A 19,670-nucleotide genomic window follows, 5' to 3' on the forward strand; every position below is an offset into this window, starting at 1 on the left:
CCTTTAATGGGTAGGGTCAGTGGAAATGTTTGAGTCCGCGGGCACAATGCCAAGGATATGCTCCAGGGTATCGAGCAGCTCATGCGGCATGGTCGACACCACATGAACCTCGGCACCGCGACTGGTAAGGCTTGCGAGTAAATCGTCACGATGATACTCGTCAAGCGTCATGCCGTCAGCGTTGAACATGAGCTTAGGCACAAAGAGCATAACCCCCGACAGGTCCTGCGGCAGTTGCTCCAAAATGTCGCAGGCGACGATGAGGCCGGTCACGTCCACGTTGCCGCCAAAGTAGCGGTTTTTGATGGCTGTGACGGTGCCGGCAAGGCCCCGTGGAGACTCCACAAAGCGCGCCACGGTGTCGCGCGCGCTGGCGCCAGAGAGGCACAGGAGGCGCTGGTTGCGCTCGGCGATGCCAGCGCGGACGCGGGCCAGACGCTCGGCGTCGGCGGCAAGTACGTCGTCGGTCTCGTCCAGATACGAGCGGATCATGCCGATGCCGTCGTAATACTGCGGGTAGCCGTCGTAAAAGTCCGCCTCGGGAGGATCGATGCCGGCGTCCAGATAGAACTCATCGCTCATCTGGAAGGTGTGGCGGCCAAAGCGCTCGTAGGCTCGATCCTGGAAGGGACGAATCATGGCGATGGTCTCGCGCGCGAGCTCAGGTTTGTCGCTGTATGACCAGGTAAATCGGTTCTGGTGCTTGGTAAAGCCCAGCGGCACGATGCCCAGGCTCGTGATCTGCTCGTGCTCCTCGCAAAAGCGTAGGGTCTTTTGAAGCTCCTCCCCGTCGTTCATGCCGGGACACAGCACAATCTGCGCGTGGATCTCGATGCCGGCGGCCATGATGGCCTCGAGCACGTCCATGCCGCGCTGGGCGTTGCGGCCCATCATGCGGCGGCGGACGTCGGGGCTTACGGCATGGACCGACACGTTCATGGGGCTCATGTTGCGTTGTATGACGATATGAACATCTTCGTCGGTGAGATTCGTGAGCGTGACAAAGTTGCCCTGCAAAAAGCTCAGGCGGTAGTCGTCATCGCGAATATAGAGCGTTGAGCGGCCGCCCTTGGGCAGCATGGTCATAAAGCAGAACACGCAGGCGTTCACGCAGGTGCGCATGCCATCGAAGATGGGACCATCGAACTCAAGGCCCCAGTCCTCTCCCGGGAAGCGGTCGAGCTCGACGGGGGTGACGCTGTTGTCGCGCGGGTCAAAAACCTCGAGGTCGACGGTGTCGTCGTCAGCCTCCCAGAGCCACACGATCATGTCGGTGAGCGCCTCACCGTTGACCGTAAGCACGCGCATTCCCGGCTCGATACCCACATCCCACGCGGGCGATTCGGGACGCACGCTCTTTACGAGCGCGCCCTCACCCGGCTCGGGGTCGCGGCTGCGCCCGTAATCGGCCACCTCGGCGGCGTATGCGGGTACGGTCTGGTCCATGATTAGCGGCAAAGCTCCTTGATGCGCGCGACGGCGCGTTCGATGTGTTCTTGCGGGGTGGAAGCGCCGGCGGTGATACCGATGTGGAGCGCGCTGGCAAACCATGCGGCTTCGAGCTCGCTTGCCTCCTCGATATGATGCGTGCGCTCGCAGGCGTCCGCGCAGATCTGCGCCAGACGGCGGGTGTTGCCGGAGTTTTTGCCGCCCACGACGACCATGCAGTCGCAGCGGTTGGCAAGTGCGGCGGCGGCTTGCTGGCGCTCGCTCGTAGCAGCGCAGATGGTGTTGATCACGCGCAGTTCCTGCACGTGCGGCGTGATGGCAGCTACGACCTCTGCGAGGTTCTGTGCGGTCTGGGTGGTCTGTACGACGAGGCCTACCTTGCCCTTGAGCGGCAGCGCGTCCGCATCGGCGGCACAGCTTACGACCTGCGCATCATCGCCGGCGTGGCCCAGGATGCCCTCGACTTCGGGGTGGCCCGGCTCGCCCACGACTACCACGTGGTAGCCCTCGCGTACCAGGCGCTCCGCCGCCACGTGGACCTTTTTCACGTAGGGGCAGGTGGCGTCGACCACGGTAAGACCGCGATCGTGAGCCGCATCGATCACCTGCGGCACCACGCCGTGGGCGCGGATGATTACGGTGCCCGATGCTGCGTCGTCCAGGCTCTCGGCTAAGCCAATGCCAGCTTCGGCGAGCTCGCTCACCACGATGGGGTTGTGGATGAGCGGACCCAGGGTGTGGACCTGAGTGCTCTCCCCTGCCTGCGGCGCGGCGGCCAGCGCCATGTCGAGCGCGCGCTGCACGCCGTAGCAAGTGCCGGCGTGGGCGGCGATCTCGATGGTAGGCGCGGTTGCCTGGTCGGACGCAGTCGCGGCGGTGTTCGTCACGTTCTCGCTCATGGCTAGAACCTGCCCGGATGCTCGGCGCACAGCTCGTCACGCATGGCGTATACGCGGCTCATGGCCTCGGACTCAAACCAGGTCAGGCGCTCCGTACGCTTAAGCCCGGCCGGCGCGTCCGAAAGCGCGACGGCCTTGCCGGCACGAATCCAGCATTTCTTGGGACGCATGAGCTTTTTGCCCGCGGGCGTGATGTCGGACCAGCCGCAAATGGCGAGCGGGTTGACGGGCGCCTTGCCCATCTGAGCGATGAGCGCAAAACCGCCGTGGACCTCGGGCTTGATCTCGCGCGAGCGGATGCGCGTGCCCTCGGGGAAGATCAGGACGTCCTCGCCGCGCTGCAGCGCATGCTGGGCGGCGCGCAGGCACTTCATATCGGCAGTACCGCGCTCCACGGGAATGCCGCCAACGCGGCTAAAGGCCCAGCGCACAATCTTGCTCTTGGCAAATTCGGACTTAAAGATGGGACGAATGCGGCGGCCCCCAAAGAACAACGCCGTCTCCACGGCCAAGAGCTCGGCCATCGAGGTGTGGTTGCAGATGACCACGCTGCCGCGGCCTTCCTGACGCTCAAACAGCAGGTCAGCGTCCTCGACCTTCCAACGCCACATGAGCTTGGAGAAGGCCCAAAGGATGGCCATGACTACGACGACGGTGCCGCGGATGAGCGCTGGGAACTCTGCGTAGGGAGCGTTGTAATAATCCTCGGGCGTCTGCTTAAACAGGCGCATGGCCTACCTCCTTTGGTTGATGAGGTCCTCGATTATCGAGACGACCTCGTCGATGGTGTGGGCGGTGGAGTCGACGTGCACGGCGTCCTCGGCGGGCACGAGCGGCGCCACCTCGCGGCTGCTGTCGAGTTTATCGCGTTGCTTGAGGGCGTCGAGGGTCTCGTCGACCTCGGCCTCGAGCTGCTCGGTGGTGAGCGTCTGGGCGTCGTTCTGGTGGCGCTGCAGCACGCGGCGACGGGCGCGCTCGCGCGGGTCAGCGGTCAGGAAGACCTTGACCTGCGCGTTGGGGAATACGACGGTACCGATGTCGCGACCCTCGGCCACGATATCGCGGTCCTCGGCGGCGCGGCGCTGGTGAATGAGCATGGCGGCGCGCACGCCCGGGTAGGCCGAGACCTTGGATACGTTGGCGTCGACCTGCGGGGTACGGATGGCGGCCGAAGCGTCCTGGCCGTCAATGGTCAGGCGCGTGTCCTCGCCGGTGCCGTTGGTAAAGCGAATCTCGATCTGCTCGGCGAGGGCGTCGATGGCCGTCTCGTCGTCCAGATCGATGCCGCGGTCGAGCGCGGCGAAGGTGACGGCGCGATACATGGCGCCCGTGTCGAGCTTGTTAAAGCCCAGCTGGCGGGCGATCTCCTTGGCGATGGTGGATTTGCCGGAACCGGCAGGGCCGTCGATGGCGACGATCATGCAGTGCTTCCTTTCGATGGTTGACGTGCTGGTATGGTTCGCGGGCGCTGTATTGGTTGGCGGTCTGCCTAGCCGGTGTAACGCTCGCGGTAGGTATTGCGCTTGGGTGCGGAGCCGTGGCTGCCGTGGTGACGCGTGCGGGTCGCGGCGTTGGTCGCCGCCGCGCCGGCGCGCTTGCCGACGGCCTGCTTGGGCGGGATGCCGCCGGCCTTGAGGATCTGCACCTCGCGGTCGGTGAGCTCGCGCCACGAGCCCTTGGCCACGCCCTCGAGCTCAAGGCCGGCAAAGTTGCAGCGATGCAGGCGGATTACCGGATGGTGGATCTTGCTCAGCATGCGCTTGACCTGGTTCTTGCGACCCTCGCGGATGATGACCTCCACGGCGGTGGTACCGGGCTTGACGCCTTGCGGTGCCACAGCCTCTGCCTCGCGCGCGTTGATGACGCGGCAGATCGCCGGCTGGCACAGGCCGTCGTCGAGCTCGATGCCACGGCGGAGCGGTCCCAAGTCGCGATCGGTCAGGTGGCCGTCCACGAGTGCTTGGTAGGTCTTATAGACATGCTTGCTGGGGTGCAGCAGGTCCTGCGACAGGTCGCCGTCGGTGGTAAAGAGCAAAAGGCCTGTGGTGTCGCGGTCCAGGCGACCCACCGGGAAGAGCCCCGGATAGCGGTCGCGCGGGACCAGGTCTGCCACGCAAGGTCGCTCCTGCGGGTCGCTCATGGTGGTGAGGTAGCCGGTCGGCTTGTAGAGCATCAAGTACACGGCGCCCTGGTTGAGCTTGACGGGCATGCCGTCGACCTCGATATGGTCGCGGTCGACGTCGACCTTGGTGCCCAGTTCGGTCGCGACCTGGCCGTTGACGGTCACGCGGCCGGCAGTCATCAGGTCTTCCGACCCGCGGCGGCTCGCCACGCCCGCGCGCGCCAAAAAGCGCTGCAGGCGCATGGTATGCGGGTAGACGGGCTGGGCGTCGGTTGCGGGTACTGCGCCCACGACGCGCGTCTCCCCTACTTCGTTAGTCCTCGTCATGTAAATCCTCCGAGGTCTTGTCGACGACCAGGGTCTCCAAGTCCTCGACTGCCTCAACATCTTCAACATCGGTATCGAGCAGTTCGCGCTCTTCGTCCAGGTCATCGGCCTGCTCCTCGAGCGTGGACTGAATGCTGCGGCCGCTCAGGCGCTCGCGGATAAACTGACGCGATTGCTCGTCGGGGGCAAACTGCTCCAGGTCGGGTAGGTCGCGGGTGGAGCGCAGACCGAACTTTTCCAAGAAGGCGTTGGTCGTGCCGTAGATGATGGCCTGACCGCGCTGGGGATCGCGGCCGAGCTCGCGCACCAGGCCCTTGTCCACGAGCGACGCGATGACGCCGTCGGAATTGACGCCGCGGATGCCCTTGACCACCTCGCGCGTCACGGGCTGGTGGTATGCGATGACGGCCAGTGTTTCGAGCGCGGCCTGCGACAGCTTTTGCGTGTCCCAGCTCAACACATAGGCCTCGACCACGTCGTGGTAGGCGGGGTGCGTAAACAGGCGCCAGCCGCCGGCGACCTCACGCAGCTGAAAGCCGCGGTTGGCCTCCTCGTACTCAACCTTGAGCTCGGCGAGCAGCGATGCGCACTCGCCGGGGGCGATATCCAGCGCACCTGCCAGCGCGGGCGCACTCACCGGGTCGCTCGACACCAGCAGCAGCGCCTCGAGGGCGCCTTTGAGGCTGTTTGCCTCCAGCGTGGAAAGGGTTGACATGGTTGCGGCTCCTATTCGGTGAGATCGGGGCCCTCGCCGGGCACGTATGCCTCGGCGCCCTCGACTCGGTTGATGCAGATGGTTCCGAAGATCTCGTCCTGGCTCAGCGTGAGCGAGCCGCGCTTGGCTAGCTCGAGCATTGCTAGGAAGGTAACGACGAGCTGCTCGGTGGTGGCGTCGCCGTCCAACAGCTCGCGGAAGGTGCAGGTTTGGTGCGTCATGGTAAAGCGGTCGACTGAGGCCACGGTCAGGTCGAGCGGCACGCGATGCGGTGCCACGTGCTCGGCCTCCAGCAAGAAGGTCTGGCGCTTGCCGTCCAGGTCGGCACAGATAACGGCCAGGCCGCGCAGGGTGATGCCGGCCAGGTAGTCGGGCATGAGGCCCAAAAACTCAGGGTCGGGTCCGGCAACACGCGGATGCATGCGGCTCTCGGCCTGCATCCGCGCGCCAAGGGCCGCCGCCGCGCCCTTAAACTGCTTGTAGGCGATCAGGCGCTGGATTAGGACCTCGCGCAGGGCGTCGCCGTCGAGCGCGCTGAGCTCCTCGAGGTCTTCGTCAATCTCGTCGTCGTCATCGGCTTTGCGCGGGGCCTCTTGCGGCACCAACGAGGCAGCCTTGATGTCCAAAAGGGTTGCTGCGACCAGCAAAAAATCGCTCGCCACGTCCAGGTCCAGCGCCTCGATGCGCTCAGCCTCGGCAAGGTACTGTTCGGCCACCTCGCTGATGGAGATGGCGCCGATATCTACTTTTTGGCGGGTTACCAGCTGCAGCAGCAGGTCGAACGGTCCGCTGTAGACCTGCGTCGACACGCGATACGACATCTTCGACCTCCTTTGACGGCGCCTTCGCGGCGCGGTTTGGGTGCATGTTACGACCGTTTTGCACGGTCGACCTGTAAGTTTACCTTAGATGCCGGCGATTGCGAAGTTGAGCAGCTGCTCAGCAAGCGGATACACGGTAACGTCGAAATAGCGGCCGATCACGTCGATGCCGGTCCACATGGGCAGCAGGTACAGCACCAGGATGAGGATGGGCATAGCGTATTGCTGCAGACGATAATAGTTGTTGAGCGCCTTGCCTTTGAGGAACGGCACGATGATCGACGAGCCGTCGAGCGGCGGGATCGGGATGAGGTTGAAGAATGCGAGTGACAGGTTAACCACGATAAACGTGGCGCCGAAGTTCATGATCTGTGACGCCAGGGCAAAGGAGATGCCGGTGTAGAGGTTGCCGTACGCCACGTGCATGAGTGCCGCGGCAAGGCACGCGAGTGCGATGTTCGACGCGGGGCCGGCCGCGCTCACCAGGACCTCGTCGCGCTTGGGGTGCTTGAGGTTGTTGAGGTAGACGGGCACGGGTTTGGCGAAGGCGAACACCGGGCCGCCGGCCGCGAGCATGAGCAGCGGCAGGATGATGGTGCCAAACGGGTCGATATGGTTAAGCGGGTTGAGTGACACGCGGCCGCGCGAACGGGCCGTCTTGTCGCCGAGCGCCCAGGCCGCGGCGGCGTGTGCGCTCTCGTGGATCACGATGCCCACGATGACGGCGACGGCGCTGGCGAGCAGGTTCATGAGGTAGCTGCTGGACATAGCGCTCCCCTAGCGGACGCGGCGCGAGGCGCGCGTGAGCAGGTAGTCGATCACAAACAGGATCACGGTGACGATGGCGTAATCCAGGCGGAACACGCCGCCAAAGGGCGACGTGATGACGCCATAGCCGGCGATGGCGCTCGGCAGTGCGCGCGAAAGCTCAACGACAAAGCCTACGATCTGCAGCTTGGCGGTGAGGCCGCTAAAACACAGTAGCACGGTCATCGCACTCATAAAGATGCCGCAGATGCGACAGGCGATGGCGATGATGCTCATCGCCACGGCAGCGGCCTTACGAGAGTTCACGCGCGGTCTCCTCTTCGATCTGGGTGGAAAGCTCCAGCCATTCGTCCTCGAGCTTGGGCAGCTCTTGCTTAAGGCCGTTATATTCCCCCAGCGCGGCGTTGAACTTGTCTTGATCGGCATAAAGCTCTTCACTCGCCATCAATTCCATAAGCTCGTCATAGCGGGCACGCTTTTTGTCGAGCTCCGTCTCGATCTTCTTGAGCTGGTTACGCACTCCCTTGAGCTTTTTATTGAGCGCGGCACGGGCCTGAGCCTCGGCGCGCTTTTGCTCCTTGGTCTTTTTGCCCTCGGCGGGTTTGGGGGCATCTGCGGGGGTGTTGGCCTGGGCGGCGCTGGCTTTGGTGGACTTGGCAGATGCAGGCGCGCTCTCCGTGGACGCCTCGGCGGCGGCGCGGGCCGCGAGGTCCTCGCGCTTGTAGAGGTAGTAGTCGTAGTCGCCGTCGTAGACCGCGACTTGTCCGTCGCGGATGTCGATGACGCGGTTGGCCACGGCGCGCACCAGGTGCTCGTCGTGGCTGATCAGCACGATGGTGCCGGGGAAATTTTGCAGGGCGTTCTCGAGCATGTCCACCGAGTCGATGTCCAGGTGGTTGGTGGGCTCGTCCAGGCACAGGAGCGCCTCGGGGGCCACGAGCATTTTGGCGAGCGCGAGACGCGCTTTTTCGCCGCCGGAGAGTACGCGGACCTGCTTTTCGATGGAATCGTTGTCGCTAAACAGGAAGGCGCCCAGCAGGCTGCGTTGCTGCGGCACGGTCCACTTTGGCGTGACGGTGTCGATCTCTTGCAGGACGGTGTTGGACTCGGTCATGCCCTCGAGCGCGTGCTGGGCATAGTGGGCGACGCCAACGTTGGTGCCCAGATCGCGGGTGCCGGTGGTGGGCGGCTCCAGGCCGGCGAGGATCTTCATGAGGGTGGACTTACCGGCGCCGTTGGGGCCGACGAGCGCCACGTGCTCGCCGCGGTAGAGCTTGAGGTCGATGTCGCTGTAAATGTGCTTATCGCCGTATGACTTGGAGACGCCCTCGAGGCCCACGACCATGTCGCCGGAGCGCGGCGGGTCGGGGAACTTAAAGTCGATGTGCTTGTGGCCCTCGGGCAGGATGACGAGCTCCTTTTTGATCTGCTCGATCTTGCGGATGCGCTCCTGGGCCTGGGCGGCCTTGGTGGGCTTGTAGCGGAACTTGTCGACGAAGACCTGCATGTGGGCGATGTCGCGCTCCTGGGCGGCGCGCTTGGCGCGCATCTGCTCCAGGTTGTCCTCACGCTGCTTAAGGTAGCTGCTGTAGTTGCCGGTGTAGGTGGTCACGCGACGGTTTTCGAGTGCGGCGACGTGGTCGACGCAGGCGTCCATGAAGGCGCGGTCGTGGCTGACGATGAGGACGGCGCCGTCGTAGTTGGCAATAAAGCCGCGCAGCCACTGGACGCTCTCGAGGTCCAGGTGGTTGGTGGGCTCGTCCAGAAGCAGCAGGTCGGGGTGGCGCAGGAAGAGCTTGGCGAGCGCGATGCGCATCTGCCAGCCGCCTGAGAACTCGGAGCACGGGCGCTCAAAGTCGGTGACCTTAAAGCCCAGACCGGATAGGATCTTACGCGCGTTGCTCTCGAGTTCGTAGCCGCCCAGATGCTCAAAGCGGTCCTGGACCTGGCCATACTCGTTAAGGAGTGCGTCGACGTTCTTGCCCTGTTCGGAGAGGTCGGTGATCTGGGCCTGCAGCTCGTTGGCGCGCTCGCCCATGCGGCGGATTTCCTTGGCAGCGGCCATGACCTCAGCGAGGATGGTGGTGTTCTTTTGCTCCAGGTTGGTTTCCTGCTCTAGGTAGCCCACCTGGCAGTCCTTGGCGTACTGGACCTGGCCGGAGTCGGGACTGTCAATGCCCATGATGATTTTGAGCATGGTGGTTTTGCCGGCGCCGTTGGGTCCCACAAGCGCGAAGCGCTCGCCGGGGTTGATCTGGAAGGACGCGCCGCTAAAGAGGACGCGCGCGCCGAAGCTTTTTTCGATCTTGTCGACCAGGAGGATCATGCTGCCGCCTTTGACCTTGTGTGCCTATATGAAAAAAGGCCCCAACTTGCGTTGGAGCCTCATTCAATGCTCGGGTGGAGACGAGGGGGATCGAACCCCTGACCTCTTGACTGCCAGTCAAGCGCTCTCCCAGCTGAGCTACGCCCCCGTGCGAAAAAGTACTATACGGGAACTCGGACGGCGATGCAAGGACATTTTTGGAAAAACTTTCCGGGGGCGCGGGCGCCGGAGTCCCGCGGGGTCGCGACGGCGGAGGCCGGCGCCCGCGAGGCCGATGCGGGCGGGCGGCGCTGCCGCCGCCCGCCTATCAGGCTCCACTCCGGCCGCCCCCGGGATCCCCGCCACGAAACCGGCCCATCTACTACGTTTGGGCGACATCCCCCGACCATGGCGTCTCGGGCAGAAATAAAACCGCAGGTAGACGGCCTGCGGTTTTCGCGAAATGCGGGGTATGGTCGAGGGGTCGGGGTTAAACGTAGTAGATGAGCCGGGTTCGTGGCGGCGGCATCGCAGGCAGCCGACCGAGGGCGCCCGGAAATGAGCAAGCAGGCTATTTGCAAGTGAAAACTAATGCCATGAAAAAGAAAACAGGCCAGACATATTGCCTGACCTGTTGAAAAACCTGGTGGGCCCTCCGGGATTCGAACCCAGAACCCAGGGATTATGAGTCCCCTGCGCTAACCGTTGCGCCAAGAGCCCTTGTGATTAGTGGTTGCAAAGGTAATGGAGGACTTCCATGTAGAGAAGCGTTGCACCACGACGTCAAATACTACCATGCACGCGGTACCCGTTCAACGCACGATCTTGTCGACCAGGAGGATCATGGTGCCGCCTTTGACCTTGTGTGCCTATATGAAAAAAGGCCCCAACTTGCGTTGGAGCCTCATTCAATGCTCGGGTGGAGACGAGGGGGATCGAACCCCTGACCTCTTGACTGCCAGTCAAGCGCTCTCCCAGCTGAGCTACGCCCCCGTGCGAAAAAGTACTATACGGGAACTCGGACGGCGATGCAAGGACATTTTTGGAAAAACTTTCCGGGGGCGCGGGCGCCGGAGTCCCGCGGGGTCGCGACGGCGGAGGCCGGCGCCCGCGGGGCCGATGCGGGCGCGCACCCGGGGCGTCTGGGCCCCTCGATGCCCGACTAAGCCCGCGGGGCGCGCCCCGCGGGAGGGCGGCGCTGCCGCCCTCCTTTCCAGCGCCCTCAGGACATCTCGAGTTCCGCCGTCCGCCGCTTTTCGTTCTCGGAGTGCGGTCCGCCATGCGCCGGGCTGCTATTCCACCGACGACGGTCCCATTATTGGGTCCGATCACGCTTTCGTCCACTCGGCCATTTCAATACCATGCCGGATTACGGGGCTGACCGGGGACCACCGAGCATGTCGGAATTAGTGGAAACAAAACAGCAGGTAGAAGGCTTGTGCATTTAGTTAAATGAAGGGCATGGACGGCCGGTCTGGGCTGAGCTCCGTAATCCGGCATGGTTTTGAAATGGCACCGGTTTACTAACATGCAAATATGGTCGTTTAAATGCCTTGTCGCAGCTAATTTCCGATTTCTAACCAGTTGCACAAAACATTTGCTCGCAGTCGCGTCTCGGCGGACTTCATTGCTTCAGTTTTGGCTTTATAGCGAATCCCTAAACGGTCGCAGACGCTTCTGACTATGGTATCTAGCTGCTTTGAATCGTTGAGCATATCGTGAGTCACCAAGAATACATCGAATCCCATGCTCTGCAACGCAGTCATGCGCTCCGCATCGTGGTCAAGTATTGCACCCGAGCCATGAATGACTTCACCTTGGATTTCGATAATTGCACCTTTCATAAGAATCGGATTTACGATCACGATATCGCCGTAGCAGACCTTTTGACCTGCAATGCTTTGCGCCGAAATGGAAAGTGGGGTCAAGTCGTTGGCATAAACGTTCGTGAAGCCCGCGCCGCCAAGACGCCGCGGACGGTTTAGAAGCAAGATTCCTGCAACCTCGAGCGGAGACGCGGCAATGCCGATAACCTGCTGAGCGGCATCATAGAACTGCTTTCCCCACATTTGACTTTTGACCTTGTCGGCGAATTGATGCAAGCCGCTTAATTCGATGAGTGGCTTTCTCATCCAGAGAGAGGTTCCTTTAAGCTTCGTAACCTTTCTACTATCCTCATGCCGGTCCGTTTGCCCTTCGTTTTCCGAGGCCTTTACGGTTACACGGGCATAAACCCGTTTCCAAGGTGCCTCGTCTTCGCCTTCATCAAGTTCGAATAGATCTTGCGTACTGCTCTGGTGAATCTCTTTTGCCGCCATTTTTAACTGTATTTCGGCAGCAGGGGTCGGATCGAAAACAGAAAACCAGCCGCAAAGTTCGTACATAGCGAGTACGAGATCTATTTGGGACACAAAGCGTGTCATGGTAAATAACGTGTTAAGTGGATTGGTGACGCTAAAACCTACATGAGTATCGATCGTGGTGCCAACATCCGATTCCCCTTCCCAGCGAATAGTGGAGCGTAGGCCCGAGTGGTGATTGCAACAACCTGGTGAGGCAACGGCGATGATGGGAGTCTTAAGAACATCGGTTACGAAGGGTGAATGGGCTAGAGCTCGCCAGCCGTCTTCCGGGCTTGGCAATCGCGGGTAGAGGTCGCGCACCTGGGGCGGGCAGCGCCAGTAGCGGAACGCGGTGTTTGCACAAACGATCTCGTCCATGTTGGTCTCCCCTAGTGTCGGGCGTGAGCCATGCGGCTTGCGAGTCCGATTATCTAGGTGCGGATCATGCGGGTAAGTACCGGAAGCTGACCAAATACTGACCAAAAGCTTGACGGGTTTTGCTAAATAGTTGAAGTGTGCAGTAAAACCGCAGGTGCTTGCTCAAGGCTTGAGGGCCCCTGCCTCCATAATTGCTCGCTAATTGAGTGAATAATTCAACGAATGAACGTAATCATTTTGGGGAAAACGTTCGATGACGTCGGCAAGGTGGATATGCATTGAAAACTTGACGACGTCAACAGATGGCCAAGGATTGGCCGCGAATTTAAAATCGAAGGCAAAAAGTTCTTGGAAAACCGGGCGCAGCTATGTTAGTATCTCTTTTGCCGAAAGGCGACGGGCGATTGGCTCAGGGGTAGAGCATATCCTTCACACGGATGGGGTCACAAGTTCGAATCTTGTATCGCCCACCATCTAAAGATCAGGTCAGAGGTTTAGAGCCTTTGACCTTTTTTATTTTTGAAACTAAGAGTGATTCTAAAAATAAATTTGTGCTATCAGAATCGCTATTCTTGGCAAGAGTATATGCAAGGTTGCCAGACGAGGTCTTCGATGCTGCAGTGTAAGGTTTTTGCGAGTACCAATGCCGAGGATACCGAGTTCTCATAGCGTCCAGTTCATCACTCCGCCCGCTGTCCTAAATAAACTCCCCAGTCTTTAGGTCAACGAAGTCCGCGAGCTTAATCTTTCCGGAGAAGCCGCTCCCCTTGTACTTTCCCGCATAGGTCTTAGAGTCGAACTTGAACGAAGTGTTATACAGCTTGCCGCTCTTTGTCTTCCTGACCAGCCCGTTATCCAGCATGTAGCTCAGTACCCTCTTATGGCCTTCTCTATCGTTGCCGTTTAGGTAAAAGCAACAGACACCTTGTTTCGAGCCCGTCGCGATGAGCGTTTCGGGATTCGAGTATTTGGCCTCTACGACGACGCCATCAAGAACTGCGGTTCCGACAATGTCGTCCATGAGGGCGGTTTTGAATGGAGAGAAGAAGAACATCCATTTGCCGCATTGGACGGGATCTATGTCGTGGATTCGTTCCTTATTGATAAACCAGATCCATGAGAACGATTTGACTCTGGCAATCGAGCCGGATTCGTTAAGAAGCGTTTCTTCGACGGACGGCGTTAATTCCTCGTTGTTGCCTGTGTTATTTGAGCTTGCCATTTCATTTATCCTAACATTCGCCCTTAATAAAGCCCCTCATCAGCAGTCTCGAGTGCTTGTATCGCTGCACGTTTGAGCTCATTGAGATTTTCATAGCCGCTTCCCGACAGCGGGACTATGCGCACGTTGAATGAGTCGCCGTATTTATAGTCGGCAAACACATCGCAATTGCCCCTACCGAGAAACTGTATGGCCGCCCGGTCAATCGCTTTTTCGCTTTGGCCTACGTATTACAGATCTTTGGTTACATTATGAACAATGAAGATGCCAGTAATTTCGCCTTGCTGTGTCAGGGCCTTTCGCTGAGCCATAAACTCTTCGGCGCTTGCGACGATTTGAGGATCATCTTCTAGGAGCGATTGGCGTAGTTTAAGAAGTGCTTCTTGCTGCTTCGAAGCGATCAAGATAATTAGGAGACCATCCAAAAACAAGAATAAGCCGAAAAATATCATGGGGAAAGACGGCATGCGATTTACTCCAACGCTGAGCAGCCAAGCTATAAATGGGCTGCCAAGGGTAATTATTAGCCCGCTAACGCAAATGACCTTTCCTGCCTGAATTTGCCTTCTTGGAGGGGCCGATGCGACGGTTTTGATTTGATAGTACTTCCTCATGGTATGACTCAAGTGAAATAGGCAATTGGGTCCAAATGATGCTTTATAAACGGCAGTATTTGAATTGCAATTATCTAATCGCTCTGCCAGATGGGGTGTAAGGCTCACCATCGGTAACAGATCGAGAGGCAGTCGAGCTGAACAAAATAGTGCCGTCGCAGCGATGGCTGATGCGGCACCAATCTCTAAGAAATTGATTTAGTGGAAGGCTAAAGACTTCTGCAATAGCTGCTTCACCTCTCCCTTGGTCTAGCTTTAACGGGACCTTAGCAGCGATATGCGGTAGCCAGGAGCGCTGTTCCTAGAATGAAGAGCGTTAAGGGCGCGACGATCCAGTTGTTGTCGCCGGTCTTGGGGAGTGTCGCAGTGGTTGCGGTTGCGGTCTTGGGCCTGGAGGTCTTGGTCACCGTAGTCTTGGTCGTTGTGTTTGTCTTGGGCATCGTAGCCGTTAAGCTCCAAGTGGTCGGCATCGGTCCAGGCCCAGTCGGAGCTCGATACACTGCGAGCCGGACCCCGGCTGTCAATCAGAGAAAGGAAGGGACGCTTTGTGGCCTTCACATAGCGTCCCCTCCTCAAGTTATTGTGTGAATGTGATTTAAGCATACGGCGGAGTCTGAATCCACTATGCTCCAACTAGGCTACAAATCATAATTCTGCAACGTAGAATACTTGATAAGCGATTGATAACGCGGATGTCCCGATCGAACAGCCCGCTTGTAAAGCTTGATATATTTTTCAAATCCCTTTTGAACTGCGAATTCATTTCCACGGAGAGCTTCATATTCGTTCTGGCGCAAGTGTGGACGCACCTGTTGATCTATATATTCTGGCCTGTCTACAACAACGGCTTTCGAATAATCAATCCCGCATTTGTTTTCGGCATCGGTAAAGAATGCGTGCCCATGGCGAATATGCGAGCGAAAAGGTATGGCCCACGTATGACCTTCGATTTTGACCAAAAAGACAATGTAAGGACGATTTTGCTTTTGTTCCATCTCTTTGAACGGCGGGTTTGGATGATCTTGGTAAAACGAGTTTGTCAAAAAGACGATTTTAGAATTCATGCAGACCCTCCGAAAAAGAAAATGCCTCCAACCCAAAGAGATTGAAGGCATCTTCTCAGTGGGCTTTCTTTTGATTCCGTTGGTCGCGCCCTACGACCAAAATCTTCTCAGTGGGCTTTCTTTTGATTCCGTTGGTCGCGCCCTACGACCAATTTCTGATTTAAGTATACCCAAGCAACGGAGGAAATGATTGGGATTTCGAAATATGAAGGATTAAATTAGGCCTGAATTAGGCCGCTCAATCTTGACCGTACATATCTAGAAATCCAGATTCACCTAGACAATTAACTTGTATTCGCGCCCAATCGTACTTATCACAAACAGAAGTATCCATACAAGCCCCCATTGACCTTAGCTTTCGCTAACAAGCAGCTCGGCATCAACTCAGTTTTGCCTCGTCGTCGGCGTCGAGCCCTTCGGCCTTCTTGGCGATATCAGCCAGACCCGGATTCATCTTTTCGCAAGCGCCGTCCACGATCTTCTTCAAGCTTTCAAAGAAAGAGAAGGCTTTGCGATCCTGTTTAAGTTCAGTCGTGGGCTCGAGGGAAATCGTCGTAGGTTCGTCGATTCCAGCGAAAAGGGCCGAGTACAACTTCCCTACGTTCAGCTTCGGGTCTTCGACATCAATGGAAAAGCCGTCAACACCCTCGATCGCGATCTTCCCATCCTTCAGCCCGACCTTATATGCCTTCTGAGCCATAGCGTTTGAGTCGTTTCCTGACAACGTCAGCGCCTCCTTCAACGGTCTTGGCCACAAGGTCGAGCACCTTGTAGTCGTCGCATTCGTATTCCAAAGCCCCACTCTTCACGTCAATTATTCCATTTTTGTCGCGTGCGAGAACGATGACGTTATCGACATCGAGGTTTACGACAAAGAGCGGGTTGTGCGTAATCATCAGCACCTGCCGGTTGGCGCTCATCCTCTTAAAGGCGCCAAGGACGTGCTCCTTAATCGCTACTTGCGAGATTTGATCCTCCGGCTGGTCGATAATATAGATCCCTGGTTTAGCGTCCTCCTCCGCCAAAAGGTCGAAGTACAGGGTCCCGTACAGGCCAGGCGACGGTTCGGCGTCGATGCCTATGGACTTGTTGGTGATTTTCCTTCTCTCGGTTACGCGGTCAACCACCGCATGAAGCTTGTTGCGAATCTGATCGTAGCACGTCGTCATGGAGGGTTTTTCACCTGTTACGGCTGCAACAATTTCCTCCGTAGTCAGCTCGGTCTCGGACTGAATGCCATCCAGCAGAAGCGATAGCTTAGGCTTGTTAAACACCTCCCTAAAGACCTTATTGCAGTAGCTTATGTCGGTACTACCAGAAGTGAGCTCGGAGACAAATATGAATTTCCCCATAGGATTGGGAACCCTAATGTCAACAGGAACGGCATACTCGAGCTTCCTGTCGCGTCGTTTTGCGGCAAGCAACACTGCGTCGGCAATTTTCCCAGAGACATCGTCAAGAGTCGACGAATAATCATCGATAGTTTTCTGCTCGTCAGTCTTCCTCTTCGAAAGAACTCTGCGTTCCTCGCTCGCAGCGTCCTTGACTGCTTGGGTTTTCGCGTCATTGCGTTTGTAGACCAGCCTTTGCTTCTCGAGAAGTTTGAGAAGCCTATCCATCGCCTCCATTGCATCGGCATGGGCCTCGGCGGCTTCAAGCCCCATCTCTTTGAAAAGTTTCGAGTAATCTATTATTGCGTTGGCAAGATCGCTCCTGCAGGAGAGCAATTTAGAGCAGAGATCATCGATGTCCTTAAAAGAGATCGTCTTCGAAAATCGGGAGATGGTAAGCTTCTCAGACTTTGGCAGGTCCCGCAAAACCACCTCATGCTTATCAAGTCGACGGCGTGCATCGTTGAAGCGCGCTTTCGACTCTAGGGCGACAACGCACTCGTCAAAGAAGCGCTTGAGCGACTCTTTAATTGAGCTGACATCAACGTGGGATTGAAAATACTTACCGAAATAATCGTCTTGCCCCTGCCCCGAATGCAGCTCTTCGAGGGTTTTACGAACGCTGTCTTGGTCGTCAAACTTGAACTCAGCCGCATCTGGGAGAAGAGTATCGACGCTTATGCCCTCTTTCGCGCAATAGGCCTCGTATCCGTCGACCAACTTGGAATCGCCTACATGCCGGCAACCGGTTATGCGGTGAATCATCATCGACTTGCCTATGGAGTTGTCGCCGATAATCGCGTTGATTCCGGGCGAAAGCGGTATGTCAAAGCACTTGCCGTCAATTGAGAGTTCAAGCGAGTCGAGCTTCGAGGAGCTGGCGCTGAAGAACGAGCAGTCGCCGACCTTGATTCTCGAGGGGTCGGTGATTGCCATGAGCAGACCTTCGAAAGTCGGCAGGCATTTCAGGCTGGAGAACGAAATCTCACCGCCTTCTTTCCCTGGATAGGTCGCCCAATCATGACAATCGCTCCCGACAACAAACGGAACGGCATCTTTGGGATAGGTCTCGATGAGTCTCTTGATGTCGAGTTCTCGCCGCTTGTTGCGAATTTCGACCGCGTCGACAAACTCGGTCAAAATCACTTCGCTGGCGCAATTCGCGCCGAGACTGCTCACGTCCCGCTTCGCTTCCTGACCGGCCGATTTCTCGTGTCCGATGAGGACGGCGTTGAGGCCGATGTCCCTCAAGACCTTGGTGAAACCGTCTTCGGTGAAAGCGCCATTATTGAGATCGTCGTAGCGCGGTTTCCCGTTCTCATCACAGACGACCTCGGCGATGCCGCCAATCAGATCGGGGTGCCGGTCATCGAAGATGGCAACGATATGGACGACGGTCGGCTTCTTGCCATCGGCGCGAATCGATACGCTGAACTCAATACCAGGAAGCACTTTGTTTAGGCAGCCATCCCCCTCCCTCTCCTTCAAAGCGAAGTAAAGGTCTTTGTCAAAGCAATCGTGGTCAGTGATTGCGCACATGTTGATGCCATGAGCCTCCAAACCGCGAAGCAGCACGTTAACATGGTCTTTGTCGCAATCGGAAAGTTCCTTCTTGCCTTTGTCCTTTGTGACGACACTTGCAGCAGAATGGATATGCAGATCGATTCTGGTTGGCTTAGTTACTATGCGTTCCAATTGCACCTCCTATGCTGTCAAGGCGAATTGCATATCGCCCAACGTTGATATCAGATGGCCCATTGCCCGTCTTGTGCGATGGGCCGGTTTATGATTCTCTCAAGCAAAACTCCTTCGTCCCTATGTTAATCCCATCCCTCGATGCGGGTTAGATACTAATTGGCGCCTAACTTCATTGCTGACAACCTCGATGTCAGCGGCTTCCTCCCTTGATTGTCAACTTCGCCCGACACCCCCCCCCAAAAAAATGCTTCCAATCAAATGCGCATGTCGCCCATGCATGTTCCATGCGTATCTAAATCTCACAGCCAATAAACGTAAGCTAAGCGTAGTTCGGAACAGAGTTTTTAGGGGCGATCATATTTTGAAGAAAGGTACTCGGCTCCATTCCCAGTGCGAAAACGCACATGGTTAGCACGTCAGATGTTGCATGCGCGAAAAGGGCAACGCTCCCTATCCGGGAATGTTGCCCTTAAAGCTTCAACAGAGTTCTTGTATTGCAGCTAGGTGCGTCGCGCAGTCTCAGCAGCGATATGCGGCAGCCAAGAGCACTGTTCCCAGCAGGAAAAGCGCCACAGAAGAGGCTATCCAGTTGCAGTCGCCGGTCTTGGGGAGCGCCGCAGTTGTTGCGGTGGCAGCCTTGGGCTTGGAAGCTTTGGCGACCGTAGTCGTGGTCGCTGTCGTTGTTGTCTTGGTTGTCGCGGCCGCGGGTTTCAGCGAGGGATTTGCCGTGGGCCCCGTGGTGGGCTCTCCGGCAGCGGGGCTAGCATCGGCGGAAGGCTTGTCCGCGCCATCGCCCGGTACCTCGCCCCTGTCGGTCTCCCCCGCCGGCGGCGTGGTCACATCGGGCTCAACCACCACATGCGGTGCCGCCGAACCGCCGGCATCTACCACGCCGCTAGCACCAAAGGCCCCACCGGCAGGCGTCACAAACCGAGCGGACACAAGCGACCCGTCCGTGCACGCAACGCCGCCGTCGGCACCGGCCGCATCAAGCCACGAGGCGTCGACGGAAAGCCGGCAGCCGTCCACACCAGCGCTAAGGCCCGCGTCCTGCAGAAACACGCCATAAGCCCGCACGCCCGCTCCGGACCCGGCGCCCGCGGCAACGACGCGCCCGCCGCCGCGCACGGCCATGTCGCCGGCAATCACGCCGGCGACCGCCTCGTTTGTAATATCGGCCCCGTCTGCCCGCGCATCGACGGTGCAGCCGTCAACCACGAGCGCCTGCGACACGTGGATCCCGCACTGCGAGCCCGTCGCCGTCAGGGTCCCGGTGCCGCGAAGCGTCAGGTTGCCCCACACCTCCATGCCGCACAGCGTGATGTCCGCATCGGGCGCATGCGACTCCGTCACGGAGTTCTGCCCGGCAAGCGTCAGCACCAGGTCGCCCTCGGCGCCGATGGCCTCGCCCGCGTAGCCATTAAGCTCCAGGTGGTCGGCATCGGTCCAGACCCAGCCGGGGCCCGACACGCCCGGCTGGTGACGCATAATTTCTTTCGCAAATTGACAACCGCATAGCGGAACACGGCCCGCGCCCCGTCATATGATTTCTAGC

Annotated in this window: 17 protein-coding genes and 4 tRNA genes; 1 reads left to right on the forward strand and 20 read right to left on the reverse strand. The window is 58.5% G+C overall.

All coding sequences use genetic code 11. From position 1 onward, the window contains the following. Positions 1 to 3 precede the first annotated feature (3 nt). The 14 genes from I2E13_RS09650 to I2E13_RS09715 all read right to left on the reverse strand — a co-directional run bounded on the left by I2E13_RS09650 (position 4) and on the right by I2E13_RS09715 (position 12,126). Entirely contained in the window at positions 4 to 1,446 is a 1,443-nt protein-coding gene (locus I2E13_RS09650; RefSeq protein ID WP_195404952.1) for a DUF512 domain-containing protein, read from the reverse strand. Positions 1,447 to 1,448: 2 nt separating this feature from the next. Next, positions 1,449 to 2,348 carry a 4-hydroxy-3-methylbut-2-enyl diphosphate reductase gene (ispH, locus tag I2E13_RS09655; RefSeq protein WP_195404953.1) on the reverse strand — a complete coding sequence of 300 codons (900 nt, stop codon included), beginning with the start codon at positions 2,346 to 2,348 and terminating at the stop codon, positions 1,449 to 1,451. A 2-nt stretch (positions 2,349 to 2,350) separates the two neighbouring features. Continuing rightward, complete coding sequence (locus tag I2E13_RS09660; protein ID WP_195404954.1) at positions 2,351 to 3,079, reverse strand: lysophospholipid acyltransferase family protein; 729 nt, start codon at positions 3,077 to 3,079, stop codon at positions 2,351 to 2,353. Between the two features lie 3 nt (positions 3,080 to 3,082). Beyond that, entirely contained in the window at positions 3,083 to 3,769 is a 687-nt protein-coding gene (cmk, locus tag I2E13_RS09665; RefSeq protein WP_118227211.1) for a (d)CMP kinase, read from the reverse strand. Positions 3,770 to 3,837: 68 nt separating this feature from the next. Further along, the gene (locus I2E13_RS09670; RefSeq protein WP_195404955.1) at positions 3,838 to 4,797 is read right to left on the reverse strand and encodes a pseudouridine synthase; all 960 of its coding nucleotides are present in this window, start codon (positions 4,795 to 4,797) and stop codon (positions 3,838 to 3,840) included. Continuing rightward, the gene (gene scpB, locus I2E13_RS09675; protein WP_148331422.1) at positions 4,784 to 5,512 is read right to left on the reverse strand and encodes an SMC-Scp complex subunit ScpB; all 729 of its coding nucleotides are present in this window, start codon (positions 5,510 to 5,512) and stop codon (positions 4,784 to 4,786) included. The genes I2E13_RS09670 and scpB overlap by 14 nt, the downstream gene beginning before the upstream one ends. Before the next feature lie 11 nt (positions 5,513 to 5,523). Beyond that, on the reverse strand, positions 5,524 to 6,333 hold the full coding sequence (locus I2E13_RS09680; RefSeq protein ID WP_195404956.1) for a segregation and condensation protein A: 810 nt from the start codon (positions 6,331 to 6,333) through the stop codon (positions 5,524 to 5,526). A gap of 84 nt (positions 6,334 to 6,417) precedes the next feature. Further along, the gene (locus I2E13_RS09685) at positions 6,418 to 7,101 is read right to left on the reverse strand and encodes a site-2 protease family protein (protein WP_099431752.1); all 684 of its coding nucleotides are present in this window, start codon (positions 7,099 to 7,101) and stop codon (positions 6,418 to 6,420) included. Between the two features lie 9 nt (positions 7,102 to 7,110). After that, complete coding sequence (locus I2E13_RS09690) at positions 7,111 to 7,407, reverse strand: hypothetical protein (RefSeq protein ID WP_233540650.1); 297 nt, start codon at positions 7,405 to 7,407, stop codon at positions 7,111 to 7,113. Further along, positions 7,394 to 9,427 (reverse strand): ABC-F family ATP-binding cassette domain-containing protein, encoded by a 2,034-nt coding sequence (locus I2E13_RS09695; protein WP_195404957.1) that lies wholly within the window; start codon positions 9,425 to 9,427, stop codon positions 7,394 to 7,396. The genes I2E13_RS09690 and I2E13_RS09695 overlap by 14 nt, the downstream gene beginning before the upstream one ends. Before the next feature lie 75 nt (positions 9,428 to 9,502). Beyond that, positions 9,503 to 9,575: transfer RNA gene (locus tag I2E13_RS09700), tRNA-Ala, on the reverse strand. Positions 9,576 to 10,050: 475 nt separating this feature from the next. Beyond that, positions 10,051 to 10,126, reverse strand: a tRNA-Ile gene (locus tag I2E13_RS09705). A 200-nt stretch (positions 10,127 to 10,326) separates the two neighbouring features. Further along, positions 10,327 to 10,399, reverse strand: a tRNA-Ala gene (locus I2E13_RS09710). A gap of 569 nt (positions 10,400 to 10,968) precedes the next feature. Next, complete coding sequence (locus tag I2E13_RS09715; protein ID WP_195404958.1) at positions 10,969 to 12,126, reverse strand: hypothetical protein; 1,158 nt, start codon at positions 12,124 to 12,126, stop codon at positions 10,969 to 10,971. Between the two features lie 398 nt (positions 12,127 to 12,524). Here I2E13_RS09715 and I2E13_RS09720 point away from each other — a divergent pair. Next, positions 12,525 to 12,599: transfer RNA gene (locus I2E13_RS09720), tRNA-Val, on the forward strand. Between the two features lie 224 nt (positions 12,600 to 12,823). On the opposite strand, the gene I2E13_RS09725 is transcribed toward I2E13_RS09720, so the two are convergent. The 6 genes from I2E13_RS09725 to I2E13_RS09750 form a co-directional block, all read right to left on the reverse strand. Beyond that, the gene (locus I2E13_RS09725; RefSeq protein ID WP_195404959.1) at positions 12,824 to 13,348 is read right to left on the reverse strand and encodes a hypothetical protein; all 525 of its coding nucleotides are present in this window, start codon (positions 13,346 to 13,348) and stop codon (positions 12,824 to 12,826) included. Between the two features lie 230 nt (positions 13,349 to 13,578). Then, the gene (locus tag I2E13_RS09730) at positions 13,579 to 13,962 is read right to left on the reverse strand and encodes a hypothetical protein (protein ID WP_195404960.1); all 384 of its coding nucleotides are present in this window, start codon (positions 13,960 to 13,962) and stop codon (positions 13,579 to 13,581) included. Positions 13,963 to 14,600: 638 nt separating this feature from the next. Further along, on the reverse strand, positions 14,601 to 15,026 hold the full coding sequence (tenpIN, locus tag I2E13_RS09735; RefSeq protein WP_195404961.1) for a type III toxin-antitoxin system TenpIN family toxin: 426 nt from the start codon (positions 15,024 to 15,026) through the stop codon (positions 14,601 to 14,603). A 379-nt stretch (positions 15,027 to 15,405) separates the two neighbouring features. After that, on the reverse strand, positions 15,406 to 15,726 hold the full coding sequence (locus I2E13_RS09740; protein ID WP_195404962.1) for a hypothetical protein: 321 nt from the start codon (positions 15,724 to 15,726) through the stop codon (positions 15,406 to 15,408). Further along, positions 15,707 to 18,112 carry a PHP domain-containing protein gene (locus tag I2E13_RS09745; protein ID WP_195404963.1) on the reverse strand — a complete coding sequence of 802 codons (2,406 nt, stop codon included), beginning with the start codon at positions 18,110 to 18,112 and terminating at the stop codon, positions 15,707 to 15,709. Before I2E13_RS09745 ends, I2E13_RS09740 begins: the two co-directional genes overlap by 20 nt. 522 nt (positions 18,113 to 18,634) lie before the next feature. Continuing rightward, positions 18,635 to 19,603: a hypothetical protein gene (locus tag I2E13_RS09750; protein WP_195404964.1), complete on the reverse strand. Its 969-nt coding sequence runs from the start codon at positions 19,601 to 19,603 to the stop codon at positions 18,635 to 18,637. Positions 19,604 to 19,670 lie beyond the last annotated feature (67 nt).

Origin of the sequence: Collinsella aerofaciens (genome assembly GCF_015554145.1) — a bacterium.
GTDB lineage: Bacteria > Actinomycetota > Coriobacteriia > Coriobacteriales > Coriobacteriaceae > Collinsella > Collinsella aerofaciens_AA.